This window comes from Pseudomonas sp. RIT288 (genome assembly GCF_000631985.1).
Taxonomy (GTDB): Bacteria; Pseudomonadota; Gammaproteobacteria; order Pseudomonadales; family Pseudomonadaceae; genus Aquipseudomonas.
The window spans coordinates 59,898-86,735 of record NZ_JFYN01000034.1 but is presented as its reverse complement, the minus strand read 5'-3'; the positions used below and the strand labels follow the sequence as shown (position 1 = coordinate 86,735).

Annotated in this window: 21 protein-coding genes; 8 read left to right on the top strand and 13 right to left on the bottom strand. The window is 61.5% G+C overall.

Features of this window, described 5'->3' with window-relative positions; all coding sequences use genetic code 11:
* Positions 1-17 precede the first annotated feature (17 nt).
* The gene (locus BW33_RS19215) at positions 18-740 is read left to right on the top strand and encodes a hypothetical protein (protein WP_047600552.1); all 723 of its coding nucleotides are present in this window, start codon (positions 18-20) and stop codon (positions 738-740) included.
* A 30-nt stretch (positions 741-770) separates the two neighbouring features.
* Here the strand turns inward: BW33_RS19215 and BW33_RS19210 are convergent, their stop codons facing one another.
* The 12 genes from BW33_RS19210 to gcbA form a co-directional block, all read right to left on the bottom strand.
* Positions 771-3,545, bottom strand: a complete 2,775-nt coding sequence (locus tag BW33_RS19210; protein WP_047600550.1) for a hybrid sensor histidine kinase/response regulator — start codon at positions 3,543-3,545, stop codon at positions 771-773.
* A 99-nt stretch (positions 3,546-3,644) separates the two neighbouring features.
* Positions 3,645-4,940, bottom strand: coding sequence for a phosphoribosylamine--glycine ligase (gene purD, locus BW33_RS19205; protein ID WP_047600548.1), 1,296 nt, complete (start codon positions 4,938-4,940; stop codon positions 3,645-3,647).
* Between the two features lie 149 nt (positions 4,941-5,089).
* Entirely contained in the window at positions 5,090-6,697 is a 1,608-nt protein-coding gene (gene purH / locus BW33_RS19200; protein ID WP_047600547.1) for a bifunctional phosphoribosylaminoimidazolecarboxamide formyltransferase/IMP cyclohydrolase, read from the bottom strand.
* An 82-nt stretch (positions 6,698-6,779) separates the two neighbouring features.
* Positions 6,780-7,100 carry a DNA-binding transcriptional regulator Fis gene (fis, locus tag BW33_RS19195; RefSeq protein ID WP_003221275.1) on the bottom strand — a complete coding sequence of 107 codons (321 nt, stop codon included), beginning with the start codon at positions 7,098-7,100 and terminating at the stop codon, positions 6,780-6,782.
* Complete coding sequence (gene dusB / locus BW33_RS19190; RefSeq protein ID WP_007961945.1) at positions 7,097-8,107, bottom strand: tRNA dihydrouridine synthase DusB; 1,011 nt, start codon at positions 8,105-8,107, stop codon at positions 7,097-7,099. The genes fis and dusB overlap by 4 nt, the downstream gene beginning before the upstream one ends.
* A 185-nt stretch (positions 8,108-8,292) precedes the next feature.
* On the bottom strand, positions 8,293-9,585 hold the full coding sequence (locus BW33_RS19185; protein ID WP_047600544.1) for a DUF3426 domain-containing protein: 1,293 nt from the start codon (positions 9,583-9,585) through the stop codon (positions 8,293-8,295).
* A 30-nt stretch (positions 9,586-9,615) separates the two neighbouring features.
* The gene (gene prmA / locus BW33_RS19180) at positions 9,616-10,494 is read right to left on the bottom strand and encodes a 50S ribosomal protein L11 methyltransferase (protein WP_027613592.1); all 879 of its coding nucleotides are present in this window, start codon (positions 10,492-10,494) and stop codon (positions 9,616-9,618) included.
* A gap of 267 nt (positions 10,495-10,761) precedes the next feature.
* Complete coding sequence (gene accC, locus BW33_RS19175) at positions 10,762-12,120, bottom strand: acetyl-CoA carboxylase biotin carboxylase subunit (RefSeq protein ID WP_007961940.1); 1,359 nt, start codon at positions 12,118-12,120, stop codon at positions 10,762-10,764.
* Between the two features lie 17 nt (positions 12,121-12,137).
* Entirely contained in the window at positions 12,138-12,602 is a 465-nt protein-coding gene (gene accB / locus BW33_RS19170) for an acetyl-CoA carboxylase biotin carboxyl carrier protein (RefSeq protein WP_024164417.1), read from the bottom strand.
* Positions 12,603-12,650: 48 nt separating this feature from the next.
* Positions 12,651-13,103, bottom strand: coding sequence for a type II 3-dehydroquinate dehydratase (gene aroQ / locus BW33_RS19165; RefSeq protein ID WP_003221283.1), 453 nt, complete (start codon positions 13,101-13,103; stop codon positions 12,651-12,653).
* 562 nt (positions 13,104-13,665) lie between these two features.
* Positions 13,666-14,709, bottom strand: coding sequence for a methyl-accepting chemotaxis protein (locus BW33_RS30555; RefSeq protein ID WP_442965411.1), 1,044 nt, complete (start codon positions 14,707-14,709; stop codon positions 13,666-13,668).
* A 954-nt stretch (positions 14,710-15,663) separates the two neighbouring features.
* Positions 15,664-17,334, bottom strand: coding sequence for a diguanylate cyclase GcbA (gcbA, locus tag BW33_RS19155; RefSeq protein WP_047600539.1), 1,671 nt, complete (start codon positions 17,332-17,334; stop codon positions 15,664-15,666).
* Positions 17,335-17,761: 427 nt separating this feature from the next.
* On the opposite strand from gcbA, the gene BW33_RS19150 reads away from it, so the two are divergent.
* The 7 genes from BW33_RS19150 to BW33_RS19120 all read left to right on the top strand — a co-directional run bounded on the left by BW33_RS19150 (position 17,762) and on the right by BW33_RS19120 (position 25,456).
* Positions 17,762-18,829, top strand: coding sequence for a DUF2333 family protein (locus BW33_RS19150; RefSeq protein ID WP_007963034.1), 1,068 nt, complete (start codon positions 17,762-17,764; stop codon positions 18,827-18,829).
* 3 nt (positions 18,830-18,832) lie between these two features.
* The gene (locus BW33_RS19145; protein ID WP_047600535.1) at positions 18,833-19,390 is read left to right on the top strand and encodes an NUDIX hydrolase; all 558 of its coding nucleotides are present in this window, start codon (positions 18,833-18,835) and stop codon (positions 19,388-19,390) included.
* 316 nt (positions 19,391-19,706) lie between these two features.
* Entirely contained in the window at positions 19,707-20,078 is a 372-nt protein-coding gene (locus BW33_RS19140; protein ID WP_007914613.1) for a translation initiation factor Sui1, read from the top strand.
* 217 nt (positions 20,079-20,295) lie between these two features.
* Positions 20,296-22,209, top strand: coding sequence for an arginine decarboxylase (speA, locus tag BW33_RS19135; RefSeq protein WP_003221289.1), 1,914 nt, complete (start codon positions 20,296-20,298; stop codon positions 22,207-22,209).
* Between the two features lie 230 nt (positions 22,210-22,439).
* Positions 22,440-23,777 carry a contractile injection system protein, VgrG/Pvc8 family gene (locus BW33_RS19130; RefSeq protein WP_047600532.1) on the top strand — a complete coding sequence of 446 codons (1,338 nt, stop codon included), beginning with the start codon at positions 22,440-22,442 and terminating at the stop codon, positions 23,775-23,777.
* Positions 23,774-24,568 (top strand): DUF4123 domain-containing protein, encoded by a 795-nt coding sequence (locus BW33_RS19125; protein ID WP_047600530.1) that lies wholly within the window; start codon positions 23,774-23,776, stop codon positions 24,566-24,568. The genes BW33_RS19130 and BW33_RS19125 overlap by 4 nt, the downstream gene beginning before the upstream one ends.
* 12 nt (positions 24,569-24,580) lie before the next feature.
* Positions 24,581-25,456, top strand: a complete 876-nt coding sequence (locus BW33_RS19120) for an alpha/beta hydrolase (protein ID WP_047600527.1) — start codon at positions 24,581-24,583, stop codon at positions 25,454-25,456.
* Here the strand turns inward: BW33_RS19120 and BW33_RS19115 are convergent.
* Complete coding sequence (locus BW33_RS19115; protein WP_047600523.1) at positions 25,450-26,799, bottom strand: MATE family efflux transporter; 1,350 nt, start codon at positions 26,797-26,799, stop codon at positions 25,450-25,452. The genes BW33_RS19120 and BW33_RS19115 overlap by 7 nt on opposite strands.
* Between the last annotated feature and the right edge of the window lie 39 nt (positions 26,800-26,838).

Genomic DNA, 26,838 nt, shown 5'->3' with positions numbered 1-26,838 from the left:
TTTTGAGGGGCGATTATATGAGTTGCGACTATTTGATCTTGATCGTTGCGGGGGCCGTTGTACTGGTTCCGGCGGCTGACAAACCAGAACGCTATCAGGATTTAATAAACTCTCTGTTGTTGGCGCAACTGGCGGCCAACAAGCAGCTTGAGAAAACTCCGGATATTGGCTGGTATGACGTCTACATGGAATTTCTGGACAAATATTGGCTGCGATATTTCAGAGCACGGGTGGATCTGTCTGTCACACAGGGTGACAGCGCGTCTGTCGTTGACTGGGTGGTCGCTCCTGAATTCGGGGAGGCTGTGGAGCAACGTGTTGTTGCGAACGCAGTCATGCGTCGACTGGCAGCGCTTCCCGATAGCGAGCCGGCACTAGGGCTGCTGCGTGGTTATATGCAGAAAAGCGCCAGCGATGCATCGAGGGATCACTCAGATGTTTCCAGGACTGTGCGGCTGTTGGCGGTCGTGGCGAATTCGCCGATGTCGATGAGCAGCGTCTACATCGAGTTTGAGACTGGACGGATTCTCGCGGATAACCCTTTGGCCGAGCTATTCCAGGCTGAGGATATTCGCGGCAGTGTTTGCAGACGTTCCGCCAGTGCCAATTTGTCCGAAGCGCTTTATGGGCCGGTACGCAAAGCCATTGCCTTGAAAGTCCAGGACAGGCGTGAAGCTAACGTGGCGCTGTTGAGGCTGGCTGAAGACGTTTCAGCCAAAGAGAACAGCGCAGGCACTTGAGTCACGCTCGGACTGGCGCGGTACACCTGCTTAAAAGGTCGAGGCCGTACGGTTCTGCTGATCGCGCTGGGCTACCCAGTGTTCGATCAGCTCGCGCAGTTGCGACAGCTCCACCGGTTTGGCCATGTGCCCGTCCATTCCGGCCTGGCGCGCGCGTTCCTTGTGTTCGGCGAGGATGTGCGCGGTCAGCGCGACGATCGGTGTGCGGATGCGCTGATTGCTGACTTCCCAGGCACGCAATTGCTGGGTCGCCGAGAAGCCGTCGAGGATTGGCATTTCGCAGTCCATCAGCACCAGATCGTAACGCTGGGCCTTCATCGCCTGCAGGGCTTCTTCGCCGTTGCTGGCGGTGTCCGGTTGCAGATTGAGTTTGCCGAGCATGCCGCGAATCACTTTGGTCGAAATCGTGTTGTCTTCGGCGACGAGGATGCGGAAGTCGCTCGGCACCTTGGCTGCGGTAGCCGGTGTGAGCACTTGCGGCTGGAACACCACCTGACCCTTGTTGCGCTGGTTCAACTCGTCGGCGAGCGTGGTCTTGAGCGTATAGCCGGCCACCGGTTTGGCGAGGATGCGCTTGACCCCGGAGTTGCGCGCGATGATCTTGCTCGGCGCGTTGCTGATGCCGGTGAGCATGATCAACAGGATGTCGTGATTGAGGCTCGGGTCTTCCTTGATCTTGGCCGCCAGTTGCATGCCGGTCATGCCAGGCATGTTCTGGTCCAGCAGCACCACATCGAAATAGTCGCGCAGGTGCGCCTTGGTGCGCAGCAGCGCCAGCGCTTCCTTGCCCGACGGCACGGCGCTGACGTTCAGGCCCCAGGCGCTGCATTGCTGCACCAGCACCTTGCGGCAGGTATCGTTGTCGTCCACCACCAGCACGCGCGCACCTTGCAACGGGCCGTCGAGGTCGGAAGTCGGGTGTTCCAGACGATCCGGGTCCAGTGGCAGGGTCAGCCACAAGGTGCTGCCCTGATTGGTGCCGCTCTTGATCCCGAATTCGCCGTGCATCAGGCGAATCAGTTGCCGCGCAATCACCAGCCCGAGGTTGCCACCCAGACGGTTGGCGGAGAGGAAGTGTTTGCTGTGCAGTTCGGCGTGCAGCAACGCATCGCGCTCTTCCGGCTCCATCGGCTGGCCGCTGTCCTGCACGGCGATGCGCAGGCGCGGTTTGACGCTGCGTTCGTCGAGGGCGACGACGATCAGCACTTCGCCTTCGTCGGTTTTCTTCAGCGCGTTTTCCAGCAGGCTCAGCAGGGTCTGGCGCAAGCGGGTCGGGTCGCCGCTGATGACGCGCGGCACTTGCGGCTGGATGAAACTGATCAGCTCGACGTTCTGCTGTTCGGCCTTGGCCCGGTAGATGCTCAGGCAGTCGTCGATCAGCGCGTTGAGGTCGAACTGCACATCGTCCAGTTCGATCTGCCCGGATTCGAGCTTGGAGATGTCGAGGATCTCGTTGATCAACGTCAGCAGTTCGTTGCCGGCACTGTGGATGGTTTGCACGTAATCGCGTTGCTTGACCGACAGTGGCGTACCCAACAGCAGTTCGGTCATGCCCAGCACGCCGTTCATCGGGGTGCGGATCTCGTGGCTGATCTTGGCGAGGAATTCGGCCTTGGCGTTGATCTCGGCATTGCTGGCGGCGAGGTCGCGGCTGATGCTGAAGCGACTTTCGGTGATGCTGCGCTGGCGTTCCCCCAAGGCGATGCTCATCAGCAGGCCACTGATGCAGATGAAGCCCATCAGGGTCATGATCAGGCCTTGCGGCGCCACCAGGGTCAGCCCCAGCAGGGCCGGCAAAATAATCAGCGTGCCGATGTTGAATACCACCATCCCGGCAACGAACAGTCGCGCCGGACGGTAGCCCTTCTGCCAGTGATAGAAGCCGACCAGCAACATGCTCAGACCGGCCAGCGCCACCAGCGCGTAGGTGATGATGTTCAGCGGCAGGGTGTTGACGAACAACAGCAGCAGGCTGCAGATGACGATGAACAGAATGTCGCCCAGCAACAGTTTGTTCAGCGGGTGCGGGCCGAGCGGGGCGAAGAAGCGCAGGGCGAACATCAGCCCGGCCGGGGCGGTCAGCAGCAACGCCAGATAGGCGCCCGGGGTCTGGATCGCGTGCCAGTTCGGCAACCACGGGCCGGCGAGGTTGAGCAACAGCAACAGACTCAGGCCCAGCAGGCCTTCGCAGACCGCCAGCCACAGGCTGCTGCGCGAGCGAGAATAGGCGTAGCGCACGATGTTGTGCAGCAGCAACATGCCGAGGCAGCCGAACAGCAGACCGAAGATCAGCGTCTGGTTCTGGTTGGCGGCACTCATCACCGCCGATTGCAGGGTGATGTGCGGGCGTAGCTGATGGTCAGAAACCATTCGCAGATAGACGTCGAGGGACTTGTCGCTCTGCGGCAGCGGCAACAGGAAGTCGTTGCTCGGCAGTGGCCGCTCGACCTGTGGCTGCTGGGTGCCGGAGGTGCGTTGCTCGATCAGCTTGTCGCCGTCCAGCACGTAGAGGCTGAGGTTGGAAAGGTCCGGGGCGAAGATTCGCAGCACTTGCTCGTGCTTGCCCGGCGCCAGTTTGAAACGCAGCCAGAGAGCGCCATCGGGCTCGGCCGCCGTGAGGCGATCAAGTTCGATAGGGCTGAATTGATTGGTGTAGCGAGCCGAGCGGATGTCGCTCAGTTGCAGATTACCCTGATCGTCAAGCAATACCGACCAGCCACTGCCTTGCGCGGCCAGAGCCGGAAGCATGCAGAGCAAGGTCAGCAGCGTGACGGTGAAGCTTATGGCAATCCTGAGCCAGCGCACGGCGAAATCCCTTCGTAGGTTGATGCCAGAATATAACGATGCGCGGTGGCGGAACAGCCCGGCGAAGGACGGTATCCCGCGCCGGACGTGAAGGACAGTTTATTCCTGGGTTTCGCCACGTTCACGGGCAATGGCGCGGTAGCCAATGTCCTTGCGGTAGAAGCAGCCTTCCCAGTCGATGGCGGCAGCCAGCTTGTAGGCTTGCTGCTGGGCTTCGCTGACGCTGGCGCCCATGGCGGTGGCGCAGAGTACGCGACCGCCGGCCGTCACCACGTTGCCATCTTTGAGCGCGGTACCGGCGTGGAAGACTTTGCCTTCCAGGCCTGCGGCTGCGTCCAGACCGTTGATCACCGCGCCCTTGGCGTAGTCGCCCGGGTAGCCGCCGGCGGCCAGCACGATGCCGACGCTCGGGCGTGGATCCCACTGTGCTTCAACCTTGTCCAGCGCTTGCGCCAGAGCGGCTTCGACCAGCAGCACCAGGCTCGACTGCAGACGCAGCATCACCGGTTGGGTCTCCGGGTCACCGAAGCGGCAGTTGAATTCGATGACTTTCGGGTTGCCGGCCTTGTCGATCATCAGACCGGCGTACAGGAAACCGGTGTAGACGTTGCCTTCTTCGGCCATGCCGCGCACGGTCGGCCAGATCACCTGGTCCATCACGCGCTGGTGCACATCGGCGGTGACCACCGGGGCAGGGGAGTAGGCACCCATGCCGCCGGTGTTCGGGCCGCTGTCGCCGTCGCCAACACGTTTGTGGTCCTGGCTGGTGGCCATCGGCAGGACGTTCTTGCCATCGACCATGACGATGAACGAGGCTTCTTCGCCGTCGAGGAATTCTTCGATCACCACGCGCGAACCGGCGTCGCCGAAGGCGTTGCCGGCGAGCATGTCGCGCACGGCGTCTTCGGCTTCGGCCAGGGTCATGGCAACGATCACGCCTTTACCGGCGGCCAGGCCATCGGCCTTGATCACAATCGGTGCGCCTTTTTCACGCAGATAAGCCAGGGCCGGCTCGATCTCGGTGAAGTTCTGATAGTCGGCGGTCGGGATCTTGTGGCGCGCGAGGAAATCCTTGGTGAAGGCTTTCGAGCCTTCCAGCTGCGCAGCACCGGCGGTCGGGCCGAAGCAGTCCAGACCACGGGAGCGGAACAGATCGACCACGCCAGCCACCAGCGGCACTTCCGGGCCGACGATGGTCAGGGAAACGTTTTTCTCGGCAAAATCGGCCAGTTGCTCAAGGGCCAGCACGTCGATGGCGACGTTTTCGCACTTGGCTTCAATCGCGGTACCGGCATTGCCCGGCGCGACGAAAACCTTCTGCACGCGCGGATCCTGAGCCACTTTCCAGGCCAGGGCGTGTTCACGGCCACCGCTGCCAATGATCAAAACATTCATTTCAAAAACCTCAAATTCTGTGGGGCGCTGCCAAACCGCTGTGAAACCTGTAGGAGCTGCCGAAGGCTGCGATCTTTTGCTCTTGATCCTTTAAAACAAGATCAAAAGATCGCAGCCTGCGGCAGCTCCTGCACAGAGGGAGCGGGGAATCAGTGACGGAAGTGGCGCATGCCGGTGAATACCATGGCGATGCCTGCTTCGTCAGCGGCCGCGATTACTTCAGCGTCACGCATCGAGCCGCCCGGCTGGATCACTGCAGTGATACCGACCTTGGCCGCGTTGTCCAGGCCGTCGCGGAACGGGAAGAACGCATCCGATGCCATTACCGAGCCCGCCACTTGCAGACCGGCGTGTTCAGCCTTGATCGCGGCGATACGCGCGGAGTTGACGCGGCTCATCTGGCCGGCGCCGACGCCGATGGTCTGACGGTTCTTGGCGTAGACGATGGCGTTGGACTTGACGTACTTGGCCACTTTCCAGGCGAAGATCAGGTCGTTGATTTCCTGTTCGGTCGGTGCACGCTTGGTCACCACTTTCAGGTCGTCGGCGCCGATCATGCCGATGTCGCGGCTCTGTACCAGCAGGCCACCGTTGACGCGCTTGTAGTCCCAGGCCGCAGCGCGGTCCGCCGACCACTCGCCACAGGCCAGCAGGCGCACGTTGGCTTTGGCGGCGACGATGGCGCGAGCCTCTTCGCTAACGCTTGGGGCAATGATCACTTCAACGAACTGACGCTCGACGATTGCCTTGGCCGTCTCGGCATCCAGTTCACGGTTGAAGGCGATGATGCCGCCGAAGGCCGATTCGGTGTCGGTGGCGTAGGCCAGTTCGTAGGCCTGACGGATGCCGCCCTCGGCGTCCGGGCTCACGGCCACGCCGCACGGGTTGGCGTGCTTGACGATCACGCAGGCCGGCTTGACGAAGCTTTTTACGCATTCCAGCGCGGCGTCGGTGTCGGCCACGTTGTTGTACGACAGCTCTTTGCCTTGCAGTTGGGTCGCGGTGGCGATGCCAACTTCGGCAGGTTTGGCTTCCACGTAGAACGCCGCGCTCTGGTGCGGGTTCTCGCCGTAGCGCATTTCCTGAGCCTTGATGAACTGGCTGTTGAAGGTGCGCGGGAATTCGCTGCGACCTTCGGTGCTCAGTACGTCGGCAGCCTGATTCACGGTGCCCATGTAGTTGGCGATCATGCCGTCGTAGGCGGCGGTGTGTTCGAACGCCTTGAGCATCAGGTCGAAACGCTGAGCGTAGGTCAGGCCGCCGGCCTTGAGGTTTTGCAGAACGTTGGCGTAATCGCTGGCATTCACCACGATCGCCACGTCTTTATGGTTTTTCGCTGCCGAACGAACCATGGTCGGGCCGCCGATGTCGATGTTCTCGATCGCGGTCGGCAGGTCGCAGCCGGGCTTGTTGATGGTGGCTTCGAACGGGTACAGGTTGACCGCAACCAGGTCGATCGGCTTGATGCCGTGCTCGTTCATGATCGCATCGTCGATACCGCGACGACCGAGGATCCCGCCGTGGATTTTCGGGTGCAGGGTTTTCACCCGACCGTCCATCATTTCTGCGAAACCGGTGTAATCCGCGACTTCCACTGCGGCAACACCGTTGTCGCGCAGCAGCTTGAACGTCCCGCCGGTGGAGAGGATCTCGACGCCGAGGGCTTCGAGCTCCTTGGCGAATTCGAGGATCCCGGTCTTGTCGGAAACGCTGATCAAGGCGCGGCGGATCGGCAGGCGGGTAGTCTGGTCGGTCATCTCAATTTCCATCAAAAGCAAAGGAAGTCAGCAAAAAAGGCGACCGGTTTTACGCGGGCGCCTTTCTGGTTTGATTGAATGCTTACAGCAGATCGTACTGCTTGAGTTTCTTGCGCAGTGTGCCGCGGTTGAGTCCCAGCAGCTCACTGGCCTTGGTCTGGTTGCCCTTGACGTAGTTCATCACGCTTTCGAGCAGGGGAGCCTCGACTTCGGAGAGCACCAGGTTGTACACATCCGTGACGGACGCGCCCTCAAGGTGGGCGAAATAATTGTGCAGCGCCTTCTCGACACTCCCGCGAAGGGTCTGACCTTCTTCGCTCGGGGTATTGAGGTGCTGTTTCAAATTCACGTTGTCGCTCACGGGTGCTGTTCCACTCACTAAAGTCTCGGTCATCATCGTCATGCGGCCACCCCTTCTTCGTCCCCTGTCAGGCTCTTGTAACGCTCGGCGAAGAACTCCCGAACGTTGGCGCATTGTGTTTCCGTACCATCCAAACGATTGAAGTGGGCGCGAAACTCCCTGGCGCCCGGCAAGGTTGCGAGATACCAGCCCACATGCTTGCGGGCAATGCGCACGCCCATCACATCCCCATAGAAGGCGTGAAGTGCGGCCAGATGCTCCAGCAGGATGCGTTCCACTTCGCTCAGCTCCGGCGCCGGCAATTTCTCGCCGGTACGCAGGAAGTGTTCGATCTCGCGAAAAATCCATGGCCGCCCCTGGGCAGCCCGGCCTATCAGCAGGCCATCGGCACCGGTCGCGTCAAGCACGTAACGGGCCTTTTCCGGCGAATCGATATCGCCATTGGCAAACACCGGGATCGACACCGCCTGCTTGATCGCGGCAATCGTGTCGTACTCGGCTTCACCGGTGTACAGATCGGCGCGAGTGCGGCCATGCACTGCCAGCGCGGTGATCCCGGCCTGCTCGGCGATCTTCGCCACGGTCAGGCCGTTCTTGTTGTCGCGATCCCATCCGGTGCGGATCTTCAGGGTCACCGGCACATCCACTGCAGCGACGACGGCCTGCAGGATCTCGGTAACCAGTGCTTCGTCTTTCAATAACGCGGAGCCGGCGGCCTTGTTGCAGACCTTCTTTGCCGGGCAACCCATGTTGATATCAATAATCTGTGCGCCCAGTTCGACGTTGGCCCGTGCCGCGTCCGCCAGCATCTGCGCATCGCCACCGGCAATCTGCACCGAGCGTGGCTCGGGATCGCCTTCGTGGATCATGCGCATGCGCGACTTGCGGGTGTTCCACAGGCTCATGTCACTGGTGACCATTTCCGAGACTACAAGCCCTGCGCCCAAACGCTTGCACAGCTGACGAAAGGGCTGGTCGGTGACGCCCGCCATCGGGGCGAGAATCAAACCGTTCTGCAATGTATATGGGCCGATGCGTACCGCCGACATAGGACTTCCCTGAAGTGGGGCCGGATCATGAGAGTTCGAAAAAGGGTTGGCATGATACCCGCTCTCGATGACTGGATAAAGGCTGAATTGAACAAAATCTGAACAGTTATTCTGTTATTACCAGCGGTTTGGTGGCCGTGGGGGAAGTCAGAAAACTGCCGTCAAACCTGAAGCGATGAAGCGATTCACTCGGGCGAGTGGAAACTCAGGCTGTAATTCACCGCTTTGGGGCCTGGATCGAGGATGTCCAGCGCGATGTGGATGGGCGTCTGTGGTGGCATTTCCGCCATGCCTTCAAGGTCGCCGTTGAGGTATTCGCCGGGTTTGAAGCGACGACTGGCGATCAGATGACCGTTGAGGTCGGCGAAGCGCAGTTCCAGTAGCGGAAATGGCTGGGAGAACGTCGCGCGGTTGTAGATGATCGCATCCACCACCAGCGCCCCGCTGAACTCCGGATGGCTGCGCACCACCAGATTGCTGCTTTTGATCTTGCCGATGTCAACCTTGGACGGCACCGTGCAGCCGATCTGCGGACAGAACTGCTGGAACCACGGACGGTACTGATCCTGCCGCGCCAGCTCATCGAAATGATAGGCAATGTACTGACCTGCCAGACCGGCGGCGGCCAACAGCACCAGCAAGCCCCAGAGCAGACGTCGGCCCCAGGGCGAGCGGCGTTTCTGCCAGTCCAGTTGCAGCGGGTCGTCAGTCAGGTCCTGCAGCACTTCGGCGCGCACGCCGGGTTCGGCACGTTCACGTTTTTTGCGCAGCGGTTCAACCGATGGCAACTCGTCATCGTCCGGCTCGACGTTGGCCGACAGGCGTTCGCGGCGGGCATTCGGATCGATCGGGTCGTGCAGGCGCAGTTGCGGGATCGGCGGCTCGTCATCCAGATCCACCGGCTCCAGCGACAACGAAGGCTCGGTGCGCGCGGTTTTCAGCGGTTCGGCTTCGACGATCTGGGGTTCGACTTGATCTTCGGGCTCGGGCAGGCGTTCATCGTCATGTGCGCTGAACAGGCTGTCGCGCCACACCGTTTCATCGGCTTCAGGGCTGTCGCGGCGGGCGCTCAGGGACTCCTCGCGCTGACGACCGAATTCGGTGGTCGGCTGGATTTCCCGTTGTTCGAGCCGGGCCAGTTCTTCGTCCAGGTCGAGGCTGTCCAGGTCCAGCTCGCTGGCGCTCCATTGCTTTTGGCTGATGGCGCGCGGCGCGGGCGGTTCGTCGTTGACGGGCGCTTCGATCACTGGCGGCGGCTCGCTGACCACCGGCTGAGACGGTGCTGGCGGGACAATGGCCGGCGCCACCGGAGTGACCGCTTCCTTGCCGGCGTGTTGTTCCAGCAGCTGTTTGGCGGCATTGAACACTTGCAGGCAGGAGCCACAGCGAACCACCCCACGGGCCACGCTCAATTGAGCATGGCTGACGCGGAAGCTGGTTTGGCAATGCGGGCACTGGGTGACGAAGCTGTCGGTCATGCGGCGATCCGGTTTATGCAGGCGGTCATTCTAGCGCCGACGGCCAGTGATACGCACCCAGCCATCGCGATTGGCGATCGGGTCGAGATCGAAGTCCTGCGCATAGGCGGCGGCGACTTCTTCACCTTGTTCGGCGAGGATGCCTGACAGCGCCAGACGACCGCCGGTTTTCACCAGGCCGGACAGCTGCGGCGCCAGGGAAACCAGCGGGCCGGCCAGAATGTTGGCGACCAGTACGTCGGCTTTGACCTGCGGCAGATCTTCCGGCAGGTACAGCGGGAACAGCTCGTCGGCGATGTTGTTGCGCCCGGCGTTGTCGCGCGAGGCTTCCAGCGCCTGCACGTCGATGTCGGTGCCGACCGCTTCTTTCGCGCCGAGCAGCAGGGCGGCGATTGCCAGAATCCCCGAGCCGCAGCCAAAGTCCAGCACGTTGCAGTCTTTCAGGTCCTGACCGTCGAGCCATTCCAGGCACAGGGCGGTGGTCGGGTGGGTGCCGGTGCCGAACGCCAGGCCCGGATCCAGCAGCAAATTGACTGCATCGGGCTCGGGGGCGGCGTGCCAGCTCGGCACGATCCACAGGCGCTGACCGAAACGCATTGGCTGGAAACCGTCCATCCAGCTGCGTTCCCAGTCCTGGTCTTCGATGACTTCGCTGTGATGCTCGGGCAGCGGACTGCCGGTCAGCAGTTCCAGATGCGCCAGCACCGGCGCAGGCTCGGTGCCGCCCTCGAACAGGGCCAGCAGGTGCGTGTGCGCCCACAGTGGGGTGGTGTTGAGTTCCGGCTCGAAGATCGGCTGATCTTCGGCGTCCATGAAGGTCACCGAAACGGCGCCGACTTCAAGGAAAGCGTCTTCGTAGGTTTCGGCTTGTTCCGGGCTGATGGCGAGACGTACTTGCAGCCAAGGCATGGCGGGCACCTTTGAAAAAATATGATTGCAGCCTAGCGGCCAGCGAGAAGCGCGCAAGTTTACGCGAGCGCAGGCGGTTTGTGGGAGAGACTTGAAACGCCATTCCCTTGTAGGAGTGAGCCTGCTCGCGATGGCGATGGTGCTGTCGACACATATGCTGGATGTGCTGGCCTCATCGCGAGCAGGCTCACTCCTACAGGGGGTTTATGTAATCTGCAGAAACAACAAAGCCGCCCGAAGGCGGCCTTGTCTGGTGCGGGCTGAAGCTTAGTGCTTCTCGCCAGCCAGCTTGTGCTCGAGGTAGTGAATGTTCACGCCCCCTTTGCAGAAGCCTTCGTCGCGGGTCAGATCACGGTGCAGCGGGATGTTGGTCTTGATCCCGTCAACCACGATCTCGTCCAGGGCATTGCGCATGCGGGCCATGGCTTCGTCGCGGGTGGCGCCGTAAGTGATCAGCTTGCCGATCAGCGAGTCGTAGTTCGGCGGAACCGCATAACCGCTGTACAGGTGCGAATCGACGCGAACGCCGTTGCCGCCCGGGGCGTGGAAATGCTTGACCGTGCCCGGGCTCGGCATGAAGGTTTTCGGGTCTTCAGCGTTGATCCGGCACTCCAGCGAGTGACCGCGGATAACCACGTCATCCTGAGTGAACGACAGCTTGTTGCCAGCGGCGATGCTGAGCATCTCCTTGACGATGTCGATACCGGTGACCATTTCCGAAACCGGGTGCTCCACCTGAACACGGGTGTTCATTTCGATGAAGTAGAAACGACCGTTCTCGTACAGGAACTCGAACGTGCCGGCACCACGGTAGCCGATGTCGATGCACGCCTTGACGCAGCGAGCCAGAACTTCCTGGCGCGCCTGCTCGTCGATGCCCGGTGCCGGTGCTTCTTCAAGCACCTTCTGGTGACGACGTTGCAGCGAGCAATCGCGGTCGCCCAAATGGATCGCGTGACCCTGGCCGTCGGACAGCACCTGCACTTCGACGTGACGCGGGTTGGTCAGGAATTTTTCCAGGTAGACCATCGGGTTGCCGAACGCCGCGCCAGCTTCGGAGCGGGTCAGTTTCGCCGAGGCGATCAGGTCTTCTTCCTTGTGCACCACGCGCATGCCGCGACCACCGCCGCCGCCGGCGGCCTTGATGATCACCGGGTAGCCGACTTCACGACCGATGCGCAGCGCCGTTTCTTCGTCTTCCGGCAGTGGGCCGTCAGAACCTGGAACGGTTGGCACACCCGCTTCGATCATCGCGTGCTTGGCCGATACCTTGTCGCCCATCAGGCGAATGGTCTCGGCTTTCGGGCCGATGAAGGCGAAGCCGGAGTTCTCGACCTGCTCGGCGAAATCAGCGTTTTCCGCGAGGAAACCGTAGCCTGGGTGAATGGCGGTAGCGCCAGTCACTTCAGCGGCAGCGATGATGGCCGGGATGTGCAGGTAGGACTGAGCGGCAGAAGCCGGGCCGATGCAGACGGATTCGTCTGCCAGACCCAGGTGCATCAGCTCTTTGTCGGCCTTGGAGTAAACGGCGACGGTCTTGATGCCCATCTCTTTGCAGGCACGCAGAATCCGCAGGGCGATCTCACCGCGGTTAGCGATCAGAACTTTTTCCAACTTCGCAGTCATCAAAGGCTCTCCGCAGTTCAAACGATGGTGAACAGCGGTTGGTCGTACTCAACCGGCTGGCCGTCTTCGACGAGGATGGATTCGATCACACCGCTGGTTTCAGCTTCGATGTGGTTCATCATCTTCATGGCTTCGACGATGCACAGGGTGTCGCCTTTCTTCACGGTCTGGCCGACTTCAACGAAGGCAGGCGAGGTTGGCGAAGATTTACGGTAGAAGGTGCCTACCATTGGCGAGCGGGCCACGGTGCCGTTCAGCGCAGGAGCAGCAGCGGCAGCCGGAGCGGCAGCAGCCACTGGAGCGGCAGCGGCGGCAGGGGCAGCGGCCGGAGCCTGCATCGGCGCCGGAGCATAGTACTGCTGAGCCGGGGTCTTGCTGTGACGGCTGATACGTACGGACTCTTCGCCTTCCTTGATCTCGAGCTCGTCGATGCCGGACTCTTCCAGCAATTCGATCAGTTTCTTAACTTTACGGATATCCATGAATCATCAACTCCCAAGGGTCGGTCAGGGGCGTTTAACGCTTGTGGTTCAAGCTGTTGCCTGTGTTTCAAGCTGCTCTAGTGCGGCCTCCAGGGCCAGTCGGTAACCGCTGGCGCCAAGGCCGCAGATCACTCCCACCGCTACATCGGAGAAGTAAGAGTGATGGCGGAAAGGTTCGCGCTTGTGCACGTTGGACAAATGCACTTCGATGAATGGGATGCTCACTCCCAGCAGCGCGTCACGTAATGCGACGCTTGTGTGCGTAAAAGCTGCTGGATTGATCAGAATGAAATCGACGCCTTCACCGCGAGCGGCGTGGATGCGGTCGATCAATTCGTACTCGGCGTTGCTTTGCAGGTGCAGCAGATGATGGCCGGCTTCACGGGCGCGACGCTCCAGATCCTGATTGATCTGCGCCAGGGTCGTTGAACCGTAAGTGCCGGGTTCGCGGGTGCCGAGCAGGTTCAGGTTGGGGCCGTGCAGCACCAGTAGCGTTGCCATCTGCATGTTCCTTGTTATGAATGAGCAGTCGTCAGAACCCGGCGACTATGCCGCAAAGGCTTTGTGACTGTCCAGTTCTCTGCAATAGCCAGCACGATGACCGATGTTTACGCGAAATTTGTGACTGAGAGATTTGATCCGGTCATTCATGTCGCTCTGTAGGAGCTGCCGAAGGCTGCGATCTTTTGATCTTGGTTTTTAAAAGCAAGATCAAAAGATCGCAGCCTCGTTTCACTCGACAGCTCCTACAGTGAGCGTGATCAGACGCGGAAGGCCTGTACGGCGGTATGCAGTTGCCCGCCCAATCGTGTAGGAGCTGCCGAAGGCTGCGATCTTTTGATCTTGGTTTTTGAAAGCAAGATCAAAAGATCGCAGCCTCGTTTCACTCGACAGCTCCTACAGGGAGCGTGATCAGACGCGGAAGGCCTGTACGGCGGTATGCAGTTGCCCGCCCAATCGTGTAGGAGCTGCCGAAGGCTGCGATCTTTTGATCTTGGTTTTTGAAAGCAGGATCAAAAGATTGCAGCCTCGTTTCACTCGACAGCTCCTACAGGGAGCGCGATCAGACGCGGAAGGCCTGTACGGCGGTATGCAGTTGCCCGCCCAATACCAGCAGGTTCTCGCCCTGTTCGCGGCCTTCGCCGATGCGCAACAGGTTATCCCCGCCCAATTGATGAATCCGTTCGCTGTGGTCACGGATCTCGCTGACCGCGCCGCTCTGCTGGGCGGTGATATCGGCGATGCGGATCGCCGTGTCGGAAATGGTCTGGATCGCGCCGACGATTTTATCCAGCGCGCCGTCCGCCGCTTGTGCCTGATTGGCCGTGGCTTCGGCGTGTTCGACTTGCGCGCGCATGCCTTCGACCGATTGTCGGGCCGCAGTTTGCAGGCCGGCGATCAGTGTCTGGATTTCCGCCGTGGCGCCCGCCGTGCGTTGCGCCAGTGAGCGCACTTCCTCGGCCACCACCGCAAAACCACGGCCCATTTCCCCGGCCCGCGCCGCTTCGATCGCCGCGTTCAGGGCCAGCAGATTGGTCTGGTCGGCAATCGAACGGATCACCGTCAGCACGCCACCAATGGTCGCCGACTCTTCGGCCAGGTGCTCGATCATCTGCGCGTTGCCTTGCACCTCGCCGACCAGCGCATGCAGGCCGGTGAGGCTCTGGCCGATCACGGTTTGTCCGTGCTCGACGGCAAGACCCGCATGGCGACTGGCATCGGCTGCCTGCCGTGCATCGCCAGCGACCTGCTGAATGGTGGCTTCCAGTTCGCCCAGTGAATCGCGGATCAGCGCGGTGTCGCCGGCCTGATGTTCGGCACCGGTGTGCAGATCGTTGCTCAGTTCGGCCAGCGTACGGCTGCTGCCGGCGACCTGTTCGGCATTGCCGCGAATCGTCCCGACCAGATCCACCAAATACGCGCGCAGGCGGTTCAGCGAAGCCTCAATGTCATGCAGTTCGCGGTTGGTCTTGCCCAGTTGGATGTCGCGACTGAAATCGCCTTCAGCCCAGGTCGACAGCGCCGGAGCAAGGTTGGTCAGGGTGCGCGCCAAGCGCCGCTGCAAGGTGTCGATCAACAGCGCGATCAGCAGAATCAGGCCGATCATCACGCCTTGCATCAGGCGCACTTCGCCCTGGATCTGCCCGTGCTGGGCACGTACCACCGGCTCGAGTCCGGCGATGGCGTGTTGCACGGCTGCGATTTTCAGGTGGGTCGCGGTGCTCAGGTCGGTGCGTTTCTGGATCTGTTCACGGGTGCGTGCGAGCTCCGCCGGGTAGCGACCGAGCAGGCTGTTGAGTTCGCGCTTGAGGCCGACACCGGCGTCTTCGGCGGCGGCTTTTTCGGTGCTTTCGATGCCCATCATCGCGGCGAAATCATCACTGCCGGATTCATTCTGGGCGACTACGCCGAGCAGGGGCAGGGCGTCGATGGCCTGAGCCTGGGTGCGGATGTTGTCGACTTCGCGCTCGACGTCGGCCGCCAGTTCACTGCGGCCGCTGCTGACCAGTTTGTCGCGGGCCAGCGACAGCTTGCCCAAGTGCTGCGAGGCGACGAGCAGCGGCGTCAGGTACGACGCGTTGCCATTGGCGTAGGTGCTGAGTTGATCGAGGCTGGCGCTCAGTTCGCGTTCGGCCTGCAACAGCAACGCCTGCGGATCACCGGCCAGTTTGCCGGCCGCGAGCAGGTCGGTTTTGCTGAATTCTTCGAGGCTCGACAGACTCGGGAGCAGGGTCTCGGTCAGTGCCGGCGGCAGTTCGCCGAGTTCCTTGTGTAAGCCGTCGATGGCCTGGCTGGCGCTGCTCAGGCGCAGCGCGTCGCCGCTGGCGAGGTAGTCCTCGACATTGCGTGCCACGTCATTTTGAAACTGCTGCGACAGACCGAGGTAGCGCTCCATCAACAGATACGGACGCTCCAGGGCTTTTTGCGACCACCACAGCGTCGCGCCGAGGGCCACGCAAACGGCGACCAGCAGCAGAGTGTTGAGATTGGTGAGCAACTTCAGGCGCATGACGGCTACCAACGGCAGGAATGGTAAGCGCCTGAATTTATTGCTGTTCTGTTACAGGGTTATGACCGAATCGGTGGATTCCGATGAAAAGGTGGCACTTTGCTTTGAGTCGCGCGCGGTTTGCACTCGATTGCGTCCGGCACCTTTGGCGCGGTACAGCGCTTCGTCGGCCTGGCTGGCCATCATCAGGCTGTCGGAGTCTTCGTGCATTTCCACCACGCCGGCGCTGAAGGTGCACCACAAATCGTGCGGTTGCGCCGGGTAGTGGATTTCGGCGAAGCGCTGGCGGATCTCGTCGAGCACTTTGTGCGCGGCGTCTATATCAGTGTCGGGCATGACGATGGCGAATTCTTCGCCGCCGTATCGGCCGATGAAGTCGGTCTTGCGCAGGCGTTGCTTGAGGAACAGCGCCAGGCTCTTGATCACTCGGTCGCCCATCGGATGGCCGTGACTGTCATTGACCCGTTTGAAGTGGTCGATGTCGAGCATGGCAAAGCTCAGCGGCTTGTTCTCGCGACGGGCGCGGAACGAGCAGTCTTCGAGCAATTGCAGAATGTGCGTGTGGTTGTACAGGCCGGTGAGACTGTCGCGAACCATCCGCGCCTTGAGGTTGCGCGCGCGGGCGGCGCGGTTGCGCACAGTCGTAATCAGATGCCGAGGCTTGATCGGCTTGGTCAGGAAGTCGTCGCCGCCCTCGCTCATCGCGTCGAGCTGTTTATCCAGATCGTCTTCGGCCGAAAGATAAATGATCGGCACGCTGACGTAGCGGTCGTTGTGGCGGATGACCTTGGCCAGTTCGGTGCCGGTGCAGGCCGGCATGTACATGTCGAGGATGATCAGATCCGGCTGAAAGTCCGCCAGTTCGGCCATCGCCTGAATCGGTTCGATCAGGGTGCGGGTGACGATGCCGGCACTGTTGAGCAGGCGTTCGGTGTGCAAAGCCTGGGCGCGGGAGTCGTCGATGATCAGCACTTTATAAGGTTCGTACTGGGCGACGCAGGTCAGGACTTCGATCTTCTCCAGCAGGCTCGACGCTTCGAGGGTGCCGGTGAGGAATTCCTGGCCGCCGGCGCGCACGGCGGCGAGGCGGGTCGGGGTGTCGGTTTCGTGCAGGCTGAAAAACAGCAGCGGCAGCGGTTCTTCCCGGCCGACCTGGGCTTCGGCAGCCAGTTGCAGGCCGACGCCAGCGCCGCTGAAGTCCACGTCCATGACGATCGCGGCCGGCAAGCGCTCGACCATCGAGGAGCGAAACGCCGCGACACTGTCCAGCGCCTGCGCGGTCAGGCCGAAAAACTCCAGCTGCTTGGCCAGCCGCTCGGCGCGGTCGTGATCCTGCAACATGACGTAGATCGGTTTGCGCAGCGGCGGCAGGAAGGTCTGGTCGAGTTGATCGCCTTGCCGCAAGCCGGTGCGCGACAGACGCTGCATCAAACGATTGAGGTCGGTGATCAAGCCACTGCTCAGGCGTCCACGATTGGCATCCACGGCTTCTAGCGACTGGCCGATATGACGCGCGAGTTGCGTGTGCTCGGGCTGCTCGAAGCGCTCGGCAAAACGCAGCAGGCGCAGATTGGCCTCGCTCAGTTCGGCGAGGTCGGCGGTGGACCATTCACTGCGTTGCAGGCGCTGCCATATCTCAAGAATCTGACGTGCCTGATGAATTACCCGCTGGGCAAAGTGGTGCTTGAGGCGCTCACGGCTGGGGTCTTCTGGCTCGGTCATATCCTGACTACTAGTTAGGGCGCATGCTGAGATCGACTGGTGGCTCTATGCTAGCACCTCTTTTCCCTTATATGAGTGTCGTGAGTCAATAATCTGCGGTGCTGCACAATTCAGTTTCTGACCGAGTGGTGTCGGATTGAACCTGTTCGTCGATGAACCTCCCGGAAACCGGGCATTTGGTGCTGGTCTACGGGTAAAGAAAGCTTTTGTGCACAACGCTGTGCTGCACACAGGCGCTGATCTGCAAATGCCTCGTGTGCAGCTTTGTTGATGGCCGTGTATCAGGGAAACCCCTAGAAAATTCGCAGGTCGAGGCCGGTCCTTCCGTGGATTTTCTGCTTCTCTTCAATGGCGGGTGCCGGCCTTGGCACGTTGTTGTATGGTTGTGGTCGAACCGTTGAACCCAAGTGATTGAAAGGATATCGCCATGCTGGACTGGAAGAACCGCGCGGGCAGCGCGCCTGAACGTGCCGCTGAGCCGAAGTCGGCCACCCGCAGCTATGTGGGCGGACTGTTGTTCAGCCGCGCGCTGGCCACGCTGATCGGCATTTATCTGCTGGTGACCATCGGCCTGGGCTGGTACTGGAGCCAGGAGCCGGCGCTGTTTCCGGTGGCGCAAAATGCCCAGGCGGCTGCCGAGAAAGAAGGCAAGCAAATGGTCGTCGGCTACACCACGGTCGAAACCCTCAAGACCGTTGCCGGTACGTTGTTGAACAAACCGGGCGGCTACATTTCCAACGACCGTTTCCCGCCTGGCCTGTGGATGGACAACACGCCGAGCTGGGAATACGGCGTGCTGGTGCAGGTGCGTGACCTGACTCGTGCCCTGCGTAAGGACTTCGCCCGTTCGCAGTCACAGTCGGCCGAGGATGCTGATCTGGCCAAGGCCGAACCGCGTTTCAACTTCGACAACAAGAGCTGGATCCTGCCGTCGAGCGAATCGGAATATCAGGAAGGCATCAACTCCCTGAGCCGTTACCAGGCACGTCTGTCTGATCCAACGCAGAAAAACGCCTTGTTCTACGCCCGTGCCGACAACCTCAACAACTGGCTGGGCGATGTCGGCACCCGTCTCGGTTCGCTGTCGCAACGCCTGTCCGCCAGTGTCGGCCGGGTCAAGCTCAACACCGCGCTGAAAACCGAAGTGCCGGCGGTTGGCGAAGTACCGCAGGTTGACGAGGAAGTCGTCGAAACCCCGTGGATGCAGATTGACAACGTGTTCTACGAAGCGCGCGGCCAGGCCTGGGCGTTGTCGCACCTGTTGCGCGCCATCGAAGTGGACTTTGCCGATGTGCTGGCGAAGAAGAACGCCACGGTCAGCGTGCGCCAGATCATCCGTGAGCTGGAAGCATCGCAGGAGCCGGTCTGGAGCCCGATGATTCTCAATGGCAGCGGCTTCGGCGTGCTGGCCAACCACTCGCTGGTCATGGCCAATTACATTTCCCGGGCCAACGCCGCAGTGATCGATCTGCGTCAATTGCTCAATCAGGGCTGAGTCATGGTCGATAGCGCCAGAGAGGCGGCGCACCGCGCCGCCTCCGATGCTGAACAGATCGCCTGGGTCGACGAGCAGGACAACCTGCTCGGCGCCCTGGTGCGGGCAGAATTGCGTGAGCGTGGCCTGATCGGGCGCGGCACTTACATCATGCTGTTCAATTCCGCCGGCGAACTCTGTGTACATCGGCGCACCTTGAGCAAGGCGATCTATCCCGGTTACTGGGATGTGGCAGCCGGCGGCATGGTGCAGGCCGATGAGACCTACGCCGAATCGGCGGCCCGCGAGCTGGAAGAGGAATTGGGGGTGAGCGGGGTGGAACTGACCGCCCACGATCATTTCTTCTTCGAGGACACCGGCAATCGACTGTGGTGCTCGGCGTTTTCCGCGGTGTGGGATGGCCCGCTGAAGCTGCAGCCGGAAGAAGTGCTGGAAGCACGCTTTATTCCGGTCGAACAGGTACTGCTGGAAATCCAGCAAAAGCCTTACTGCCCGGACTCTCTGGCCGCGTTGAAACGCTATCTGAAGGCGCAGCAAAGCGACGTCGCAAAGAACTCATAAATTGGCGCCGATTGGCTCTTAGCAATTGCGCTTTTTGCCGTTACACTGCGCGACCTTTTCAAGCTGCACCGAATGGTTTGACGTGGGCCTGAACGACTACAGGCATGTAGGAGCTGCTGAAGGCTGCGATCTTTTGATCCTTGAAGATCAGGATCAAAAGATCGCAGCCTCGTTGCACTCGACAGCTCCTACAGGTCGAAGTCGAGCGGTTCAAAAATTTCGGTGCAGTAGCGCTGCCCCTGCCTGAGTGGGGCTTCGCGGTCGATGACCTTGCCCAAGGTCGCGATCAGTCTTTGTCCTCCCAAGAGGATTGCCGGTGGCCAAAAAAGCCGCATCCTTCGCCGCCCTTGGTGGCCTGGTATTTTCCACCGACGCAGGTCGTCATTGCCCGGAATGCAGTAAACCGGTGGACGCCTGTATCTGCAAACAAACCGTGATCCCGGCCGGGGACGGCATAGCCCGCGTGCGTCGCGAGAGCAAGGGCCGTGGCGGCAAGACGGTGACTACCATCACCGGCGTGCCACTGGCCGAAGACGCCCTCAAGGAGCTGGCGACAACGTTGAAGAAACGTTGCGGCACCGGTGGGGCGCTGAAGGACGGGATCATCGAAATCCAGGGCGATCATGTCGAGCTACTCTTGGCTGAGCTGATCAAACACGGTTTCAAAGCGAAGAAGTCCGGCGGCTAGCAGCCTCTGTGAAAACCACCCGCGGCTTGATCCGGTTCTGAAATGCTCAGCGCCGGCGTCGTCTCCATGGTTTTCACAGAGCCTGTTCATACCGGTTTCTAAACTACACGCGGTCAGCGCGGTCTACCGCCGCGCTGACGAACCGTCATTTTCATTCTTTAGACTGCGCCGGCCTGAGATCAGGCGACGCACTATGACTTCTTTATAGGGGACTTCGATGTCCGTACGACGCACACGTAAAGACGATGGCAGCCAATGGACAGTTGCGGACAGCCGCAGTGTTTACGGGATTCGCCATTGGGGGGCCGGGTATTTCGCGATCAATGACGCCGGTCGCGTCGAAGTTCGTCCGAACGGCCCGAGCAGTTCGCCTATCGACCTGTTCGAACAAGTCGACCAACTGCGCAAGAGCGGCTTGTCCCTGCCGTTGCTGGTACGTTTCCCCGACATCCTGCAAGACCGTGTCCGTCAGCTGACCGGTGCTTTCGACTCGAACATCGAGCGCCTGGAATACCAGAGCAAGTACACCGCGCTGTACCCGATCAAGGTCAACCAGCAAGAAGCGGTGATCGAGAACATCATCGCCACCCAGAACGTTTCCATCGGGCTGGAAGCCGGCTCCAAACCTGAACTGCTGGCCGTGCTGGCGCTGGCGCCGAAGGGCGGCACCATCGTCTGCAACGGTTACAAGGACCGCGAGTTCATTCGTCTGGCGCTGATGGGCCAGAAACTCGGCCACAACGTGTTCATCGTGATCGAGAAAGAATCCGAAGTCGGCCTGGTGATCGAAGAAGCTGCCTCGCTCAAGGTCAAGCCGCAGGTCGGCCTGCGCGTGCGCCTGTCGTCGCTGGCGTCCTCGAAGTGGGCGGACACCGGTGGCGAGAAATCCAAGTTCGGTCTGTCGGCGGCGCAACTGCTGTCGGTGGTCGAGCGCTTCCGCGCTGCCGGCCTCGATCAGGGCATTCGTTTACTGCACTTCCACATGGGTTCGCAGATTGCCAACCTGGCTGACTACCAGCACGGTTTCAAGGAAGCGATCCGTTACTACGGCGAACTGCGCAACCTTGGCCTGCCGGTCGATCACATCGACGTCGGCGGCGGTCTGGGTGTCGACTACGACGGTACCCACTCGCGCAATGCCAGTTCGATCAACTACGACATGGACGACTATGCCGGTGTCGTGGTCGGCATGCTCAAGGAGTTCTGCGACGCGCAGAGCCTGCCGCATCCGCACATCTTCTCCGAAAGCGGCCGCTCGCTGACCGCCCACCACGCGATGCTGGTGGTGCAGGTGACCGACGTCGAGAAACACAACGACGAAATCCCGCTGATCGAAAACAAGGAAAACCTGCCGGAAACCGTGCAGTGGCTGGTGGACTTGCTCGGCCCGACCGATATCGAAATGGTCACCGAGACTTACTGGCGCGCCACGCATTACATGAGCGACGTGGCTTCGCAGTACGCCGACGGCAAACTGACTCTGGCTGAAAAGGCCTTGGCCGAGCAGTGCTACTTCGCCGTGTGCCGTCGCCTGCACAACTCGTTGAAAGCACGTCAGCGTTCGCACCGTCAGGTGCTCGACGAACTCAACGACAAACTGGCCGACAAGTACATCTGCAACTTCTCGGTATTCCAGAGCCTGCCGGACACCTGGGCGATCGATCAGGTGCTGCCGATCATCCCGCTGCATCGTCTGGACGAAGAGCCGCTGCGTCGCGCCGTGCTGCAAGACCTGACCTGCGACTCCGACGGCAAGATCAACCAGTACGTCGACGAGCAGAGCATCGAGACCAGCCTGCCGGTACACGGTCTGAACGAAGGTGAAGACTATCTGCTGGGCGTGTTCCTGGTCGGCGCCTATCAGGAAATCCTCGGCGACATGCACAACCTGTTCGGTGACACCGACTCGGTGAACATCTACCAGAACGCCGATGGCAGCGTGTACCACGCCGGTATCGAGACCCACGACACCATCGAAGACATGCTGCGTTACGTGCACTTGTCGCCGGAAGAACTGATGACCCACTACCGCGACAAGTGCGCCAGTGCCCGCATCAGTGCCAGCGAACGCACGCAGTTCCTCGATGCCTTGCGTCTGGGTCTGACCCGCTCCTCCTACCTGTCTTCCTGAGTCAGGCCTGTTGCACCGGGTTGTCTGAAATTTTTCCGCGAACGGCGGAAATTTCGGATGACCCGGTGGGACATCTCCCAAATTCCTCGCGAAATAACTGCCTACCACAGTCCGTAGAGTCATCCGGTCTGCTTTTCGCGTAGGTCATTTCCTAAGTTGTACTTCAGCTCTCTACTCGGCCTTGGCTCTCGGCGAGAATCCCCGGCCGCCCCTCCTGTAGAGATCCGCCCATGTTCGAATCAGTCAACGAGCCGTCGTTTCGTCTCGATGTAGCGGGGCTGCCCGACCCCTTCGAGGTGCTGGCCTTTACCGGAAGTGAGGGCATCAGCGAACCCTTTGTCTTCACAATCGATCTGTTGATCGATGATCCGCAGTTGAATCTGGCCGGTCTGCTGCATCGCCCGGCGTTCCTGCAGTTCGGCCCCTTGCAAAATGGCTTGAGCGGACAGTTGCAGAGTGTGGTCCAGCATGAGCACGGTGAGGGTTGCCGATTGTGTCGGGTGACCCTGGAGCCGAAGCTGAGTTATCTGGCACTGCGTTTCAGTCAGCGGATTTTCAGCAGTCAGTGTGTGCCGCAGATCCTTGCGCAGGTGCTCAAGGAGCACGGGATCACTGGCACGCAACGCCGCTTTGATTTGCACAGCGACTACCCGGTGCGCACCTTTTGCACGCAATACCGCGAATCGGATCTGCAATTTGTGCAGCGGCTGTGCGCCCAGGCACGGATTCATTATTACTTCGAACATCGGCCCAACGGACACTGTCTGGTCTTCGCCGATGATCCGGCGCGGTTGCCTGTTTCTGGTGTGGCCTCTGTAGACGCCGGCGCGAGCGCACCTTCGGTTAGACGCTGGCAGATAGAGGTGCAGGCCGCGGATGCGCAGGTGCAAACAGTCGATACCCGCCAAGCTTATGGCCACAGCGATCTGCCGACTTTACGCAGCGCACAGTGGCTGACGCTGACCGCGCATCCCCTTGCCGAGTGCAACCGCCGCTGGTTGCTGAGCCGGATCGAACATCGTGCCGACCCCGCCAGCGAGCCGTCTTACAGCAACCGCATCGTTGCCAGCGCCCAGGCGCCACTGCCCACGCGGGCCAGCACCTGTGCCAGACCGCGCATGCACAGCCTGCAACGTGCCTGGGTGGTGACGGTTGATGAACCGCAGCCCGATGATCAGCGGCCGGTGGCCGTGCAATTCGACTGGGTCTATCAGGGCGAAGGCGCTGCCGCCAGCCACTGTTGGCTACCGCTCGCGGCGGCGTTGAGTGACCAGACGCTGGCATCGTTGCGTGAAGGTGTCGAAGTGGTGGTGAGTTTTCATGAGGGCGACCCGGATCAGCCAGTGATCAGCGGCGTGCTGCAGGAGCCGGTGGCGATCGAGGACTGCGCAGAGGCATTGGCGCTGCCGGACGTGCTGCCGAGCGCAGGTCTGGCGCAATGGCTCAAGTCCGCCGAACCGCTGTTGCTGTTGTGCCTGATGCCCGGCGGCGGCAGTTACAACCACTGCGCAGCGTCGATCTGCAGTTGCCGTCTGGTCGCCTCGCTGGATCAGGGCGGCGCCACTTGAGCGGCGTCGGGTTTGCCCAGCAGGCACAGTGGCTGTTGCTCGATGGCGCCGATGCACAGCAGGCGCTGGCGACACTGCGTCAGGGGTTCCCCGGGGTACGTTGCACGCGGTTGTTCGAGGGCACCGAGTTTCAAGCGGTGAGCGAACAGGGGCCGCTGCTGGTTGAGTTGCACGGGTGCCCGGCACTGGCTGCGCTGTGCTACCGCGACCCGCAGACCTGGCGAGGTCTGCTGCTCGCCAGCGATGCCTCGCCACCGCTACTTCTGCGTCACCTGCGGCGGATGCTCAGCGTCTCGTTCGGACTCAACCACCGTGCCTTGCTCGGTTACTACAATCGACAGACAGCGAGTTATTTCTTCGATGCCTGTGATGCCGCCGACTTGAGTCGCTGGCTCGGACCGATCCGCCTGCTGCGCTGGTTCGGTGGCACCTGGGCCGACCTCGCCATCGGCATTCAGGGCTGGCAGCAACTGCGCAACCCGCAGTGGGCGGTCGAGCCGCTGGGGATCGACGAAAGCCTCACCCATCGTCAGCGCGAACGTTTGCAAAGCTGCCTGCTGGAACAACACATCTGGCGCTGGTGCCAATCCCTGGGAACCGACTACGCGCGCATGGCCTCCCATGTGCAGGAGGGGCTGAGTCTGGGTTTCAGCGACCGCACGGTGCTGGATGACTGGTTATGGCTACGCTTGCAGCATCCCCGGGCGCAACTGCCCGGCGTGCCGGATGGGCTGACCCAGCAGGAACGCCTCGACCATGTGCGACGACAGTGGCAGATCGATCAATCCTGAGGGGCGGCATCCATGGCAAATCCTCTGTGGCAACGGTTCGGCGCAATGTTTGGCGGGCTCCTGCTGCTGGTGCTGACCGGGTGCTCCCCGGTCAAGGTGCTCAATGCGCTGACCCCCGACGACACGTTCCACAGAGCCGCCGGGATTGCCTACGGCGCTGATCCGCGACAGAAACTCGACGTCTACGTGCCACGCCAGCCGCTGGAGGACGCGCCGGTGGTGGTGTTCTTCTACGGCGGCAGCTGGAACAGCGGTGATCGCGGCGATTACGCGTTTGTCGGCGAGGCGCTGGCGTCGCGGGGGATTGTCGCGGTGCTGGCGGATTATCGGCTGTACCCGCAAGTGCGCTATCCGCTGTTTCTTGAAGACTCGGCGCGGGCGGTGGCCTGGACCCGGGCGCATATCCGCGAGTTCTCCGGCAACCCGCAACGCCTGTACCTGATGGGTCACAGTTCCGGCGCTTACAACGCGGCGATGCTGGCGCTGGATCCTGGTCTGCTCGGCGCGGTGGGCATGTCGCCCGAAGACCTCAGCGGCTGGATCGGCCTGGCCGGGCCGTATGATTTTCTGCCGATCAAGAATGCCGACGTGCGCCCGGTGTTTTTCTGGCCGCACTCACCGCCGCAATCGCAGCCGATCAATCACGTCAGGCACGGCGAGCCTCCGGCGTTGCTGATCGCCGCGACCAACGACAATCTGGTCAACCCGACGCGCAACACCGCAGGCCTGGCGCGCAAACTGCGCGAGGCGGGTGTGCCGGTGCAGGATCTGTACTACTCGCGGCCCAATCATGTGACGCTGGTGGCGAGCCTGTCGCGGCCGCTGCGGCGGCTGGCGCCGGTGCTCGATCAGGTCGTCGCGTTCGTCAGACACACACCGGCTCAGTGAGCGCTACCGCCGAACCAGCCGTCGTTACGCCGCAGCCACAGGGCCAGTGTGCCGAGGGTCAGGCTGCGCAAGACCATGAACAGCAGGAACGTTATCCACAGACCGTGATTGCCCAGCCCTTGCAGCGCCCAGGCGAACGGCAGCAGCAGGGCGACAGTCAGCAGCATGCCATTGCGCATCTCCCGGGCGCGGGTGGCACCAATGAACAGGCCGTCGAGCAAGTAGCTCCAGACCGCAATCAGCGGCAACACCGCCAGATACGGCAGGTAGATGAACGCGGTGTCGCGCACGCTCTGGATGTCGGTCTGCATTTCGATGAACAAGTGTCCGCCCAACAGAAACAGCGCGGCAAAACCGAGGCTGGCCAACAGCGACCAGCCGCCGGCCACCACCAGCGAGCGGCGCAGGGCGAGCCGGTCGCGGGCACCGATGGCGTGTCCGCACAACGCCTCGACCGCATGCGCCAGACCGTCCAGTGCATGCGCGGTCAGCAGCAAACCGTTAAGCAGCAGGGCGTTGGCTGCCACCGTGGCATCGCCCAGTCGCGCGCCTTGCACGGTGATCAGGAAAAACACCGATTGCAGCGCCAGGCTGCGGATGAAAATGTCGCGGTTGACCGCCAGCAGCGGACGCCAGTTCTGCCACACCTTCAACGCCGCCCAGGCGATGTGCCCCGGATAGGCGCGCAAGGCGCCACGGGTCAGCCACAGGCCGAGCAGGGCGCCGCTCCATTCGGCGATCACCGAGGCCCGTGCCGAGCCGACCACCCCCCATTCCAGACCGATCACGAACCACAGGTTGAGGGCGATGTTGATCAGGTTGGTGCTCAGCAGAATCGCCAGCGGCGCCCGGGCGTTCTGGGTGCCGAGAAACCAGCCGACCAGGGCGTAACTGGCCAGCGCTGCCGGCAGCCCGAATAACCGAGTGTGGAAGAACTCGCGGGTCAGTTGATCGAGTTCGGCTGAGGGCTGCATGAAATGCAGGGCCACGCCGCTCAACGGCACGCCGAGAGTGCCGAGCACGATTGCCAGTCCCAGCGCCAGCAGCAAACCCTGCAGCAGGATCTGCCGCAACGCCGCGCCATCGCTGCGCCCGGCGGCCTGCGCGGCAAATCCGGTGGTGCCCATGCGCAGAAAACCCATGGCCCAGGCGAGAAAGGTATAGAGGCTGGCGCCGACCGCCACCGCGCCCAACTGATGGGCATGGGGCAGGTGGCCGATGACGGTGCTGTCGACCAGCGCCACCAGCGGCACGGAAATATTGGAAAGAATCATCGGCGCGGCGAGCGCCCAGACCTTGCGGTGGGTCGGGCGGTTGCGCCAGTTGGCAATCAGGTTGGACATGCGGGCTCCTTGGGGGAGCGGGGATTGTAACGATTCATG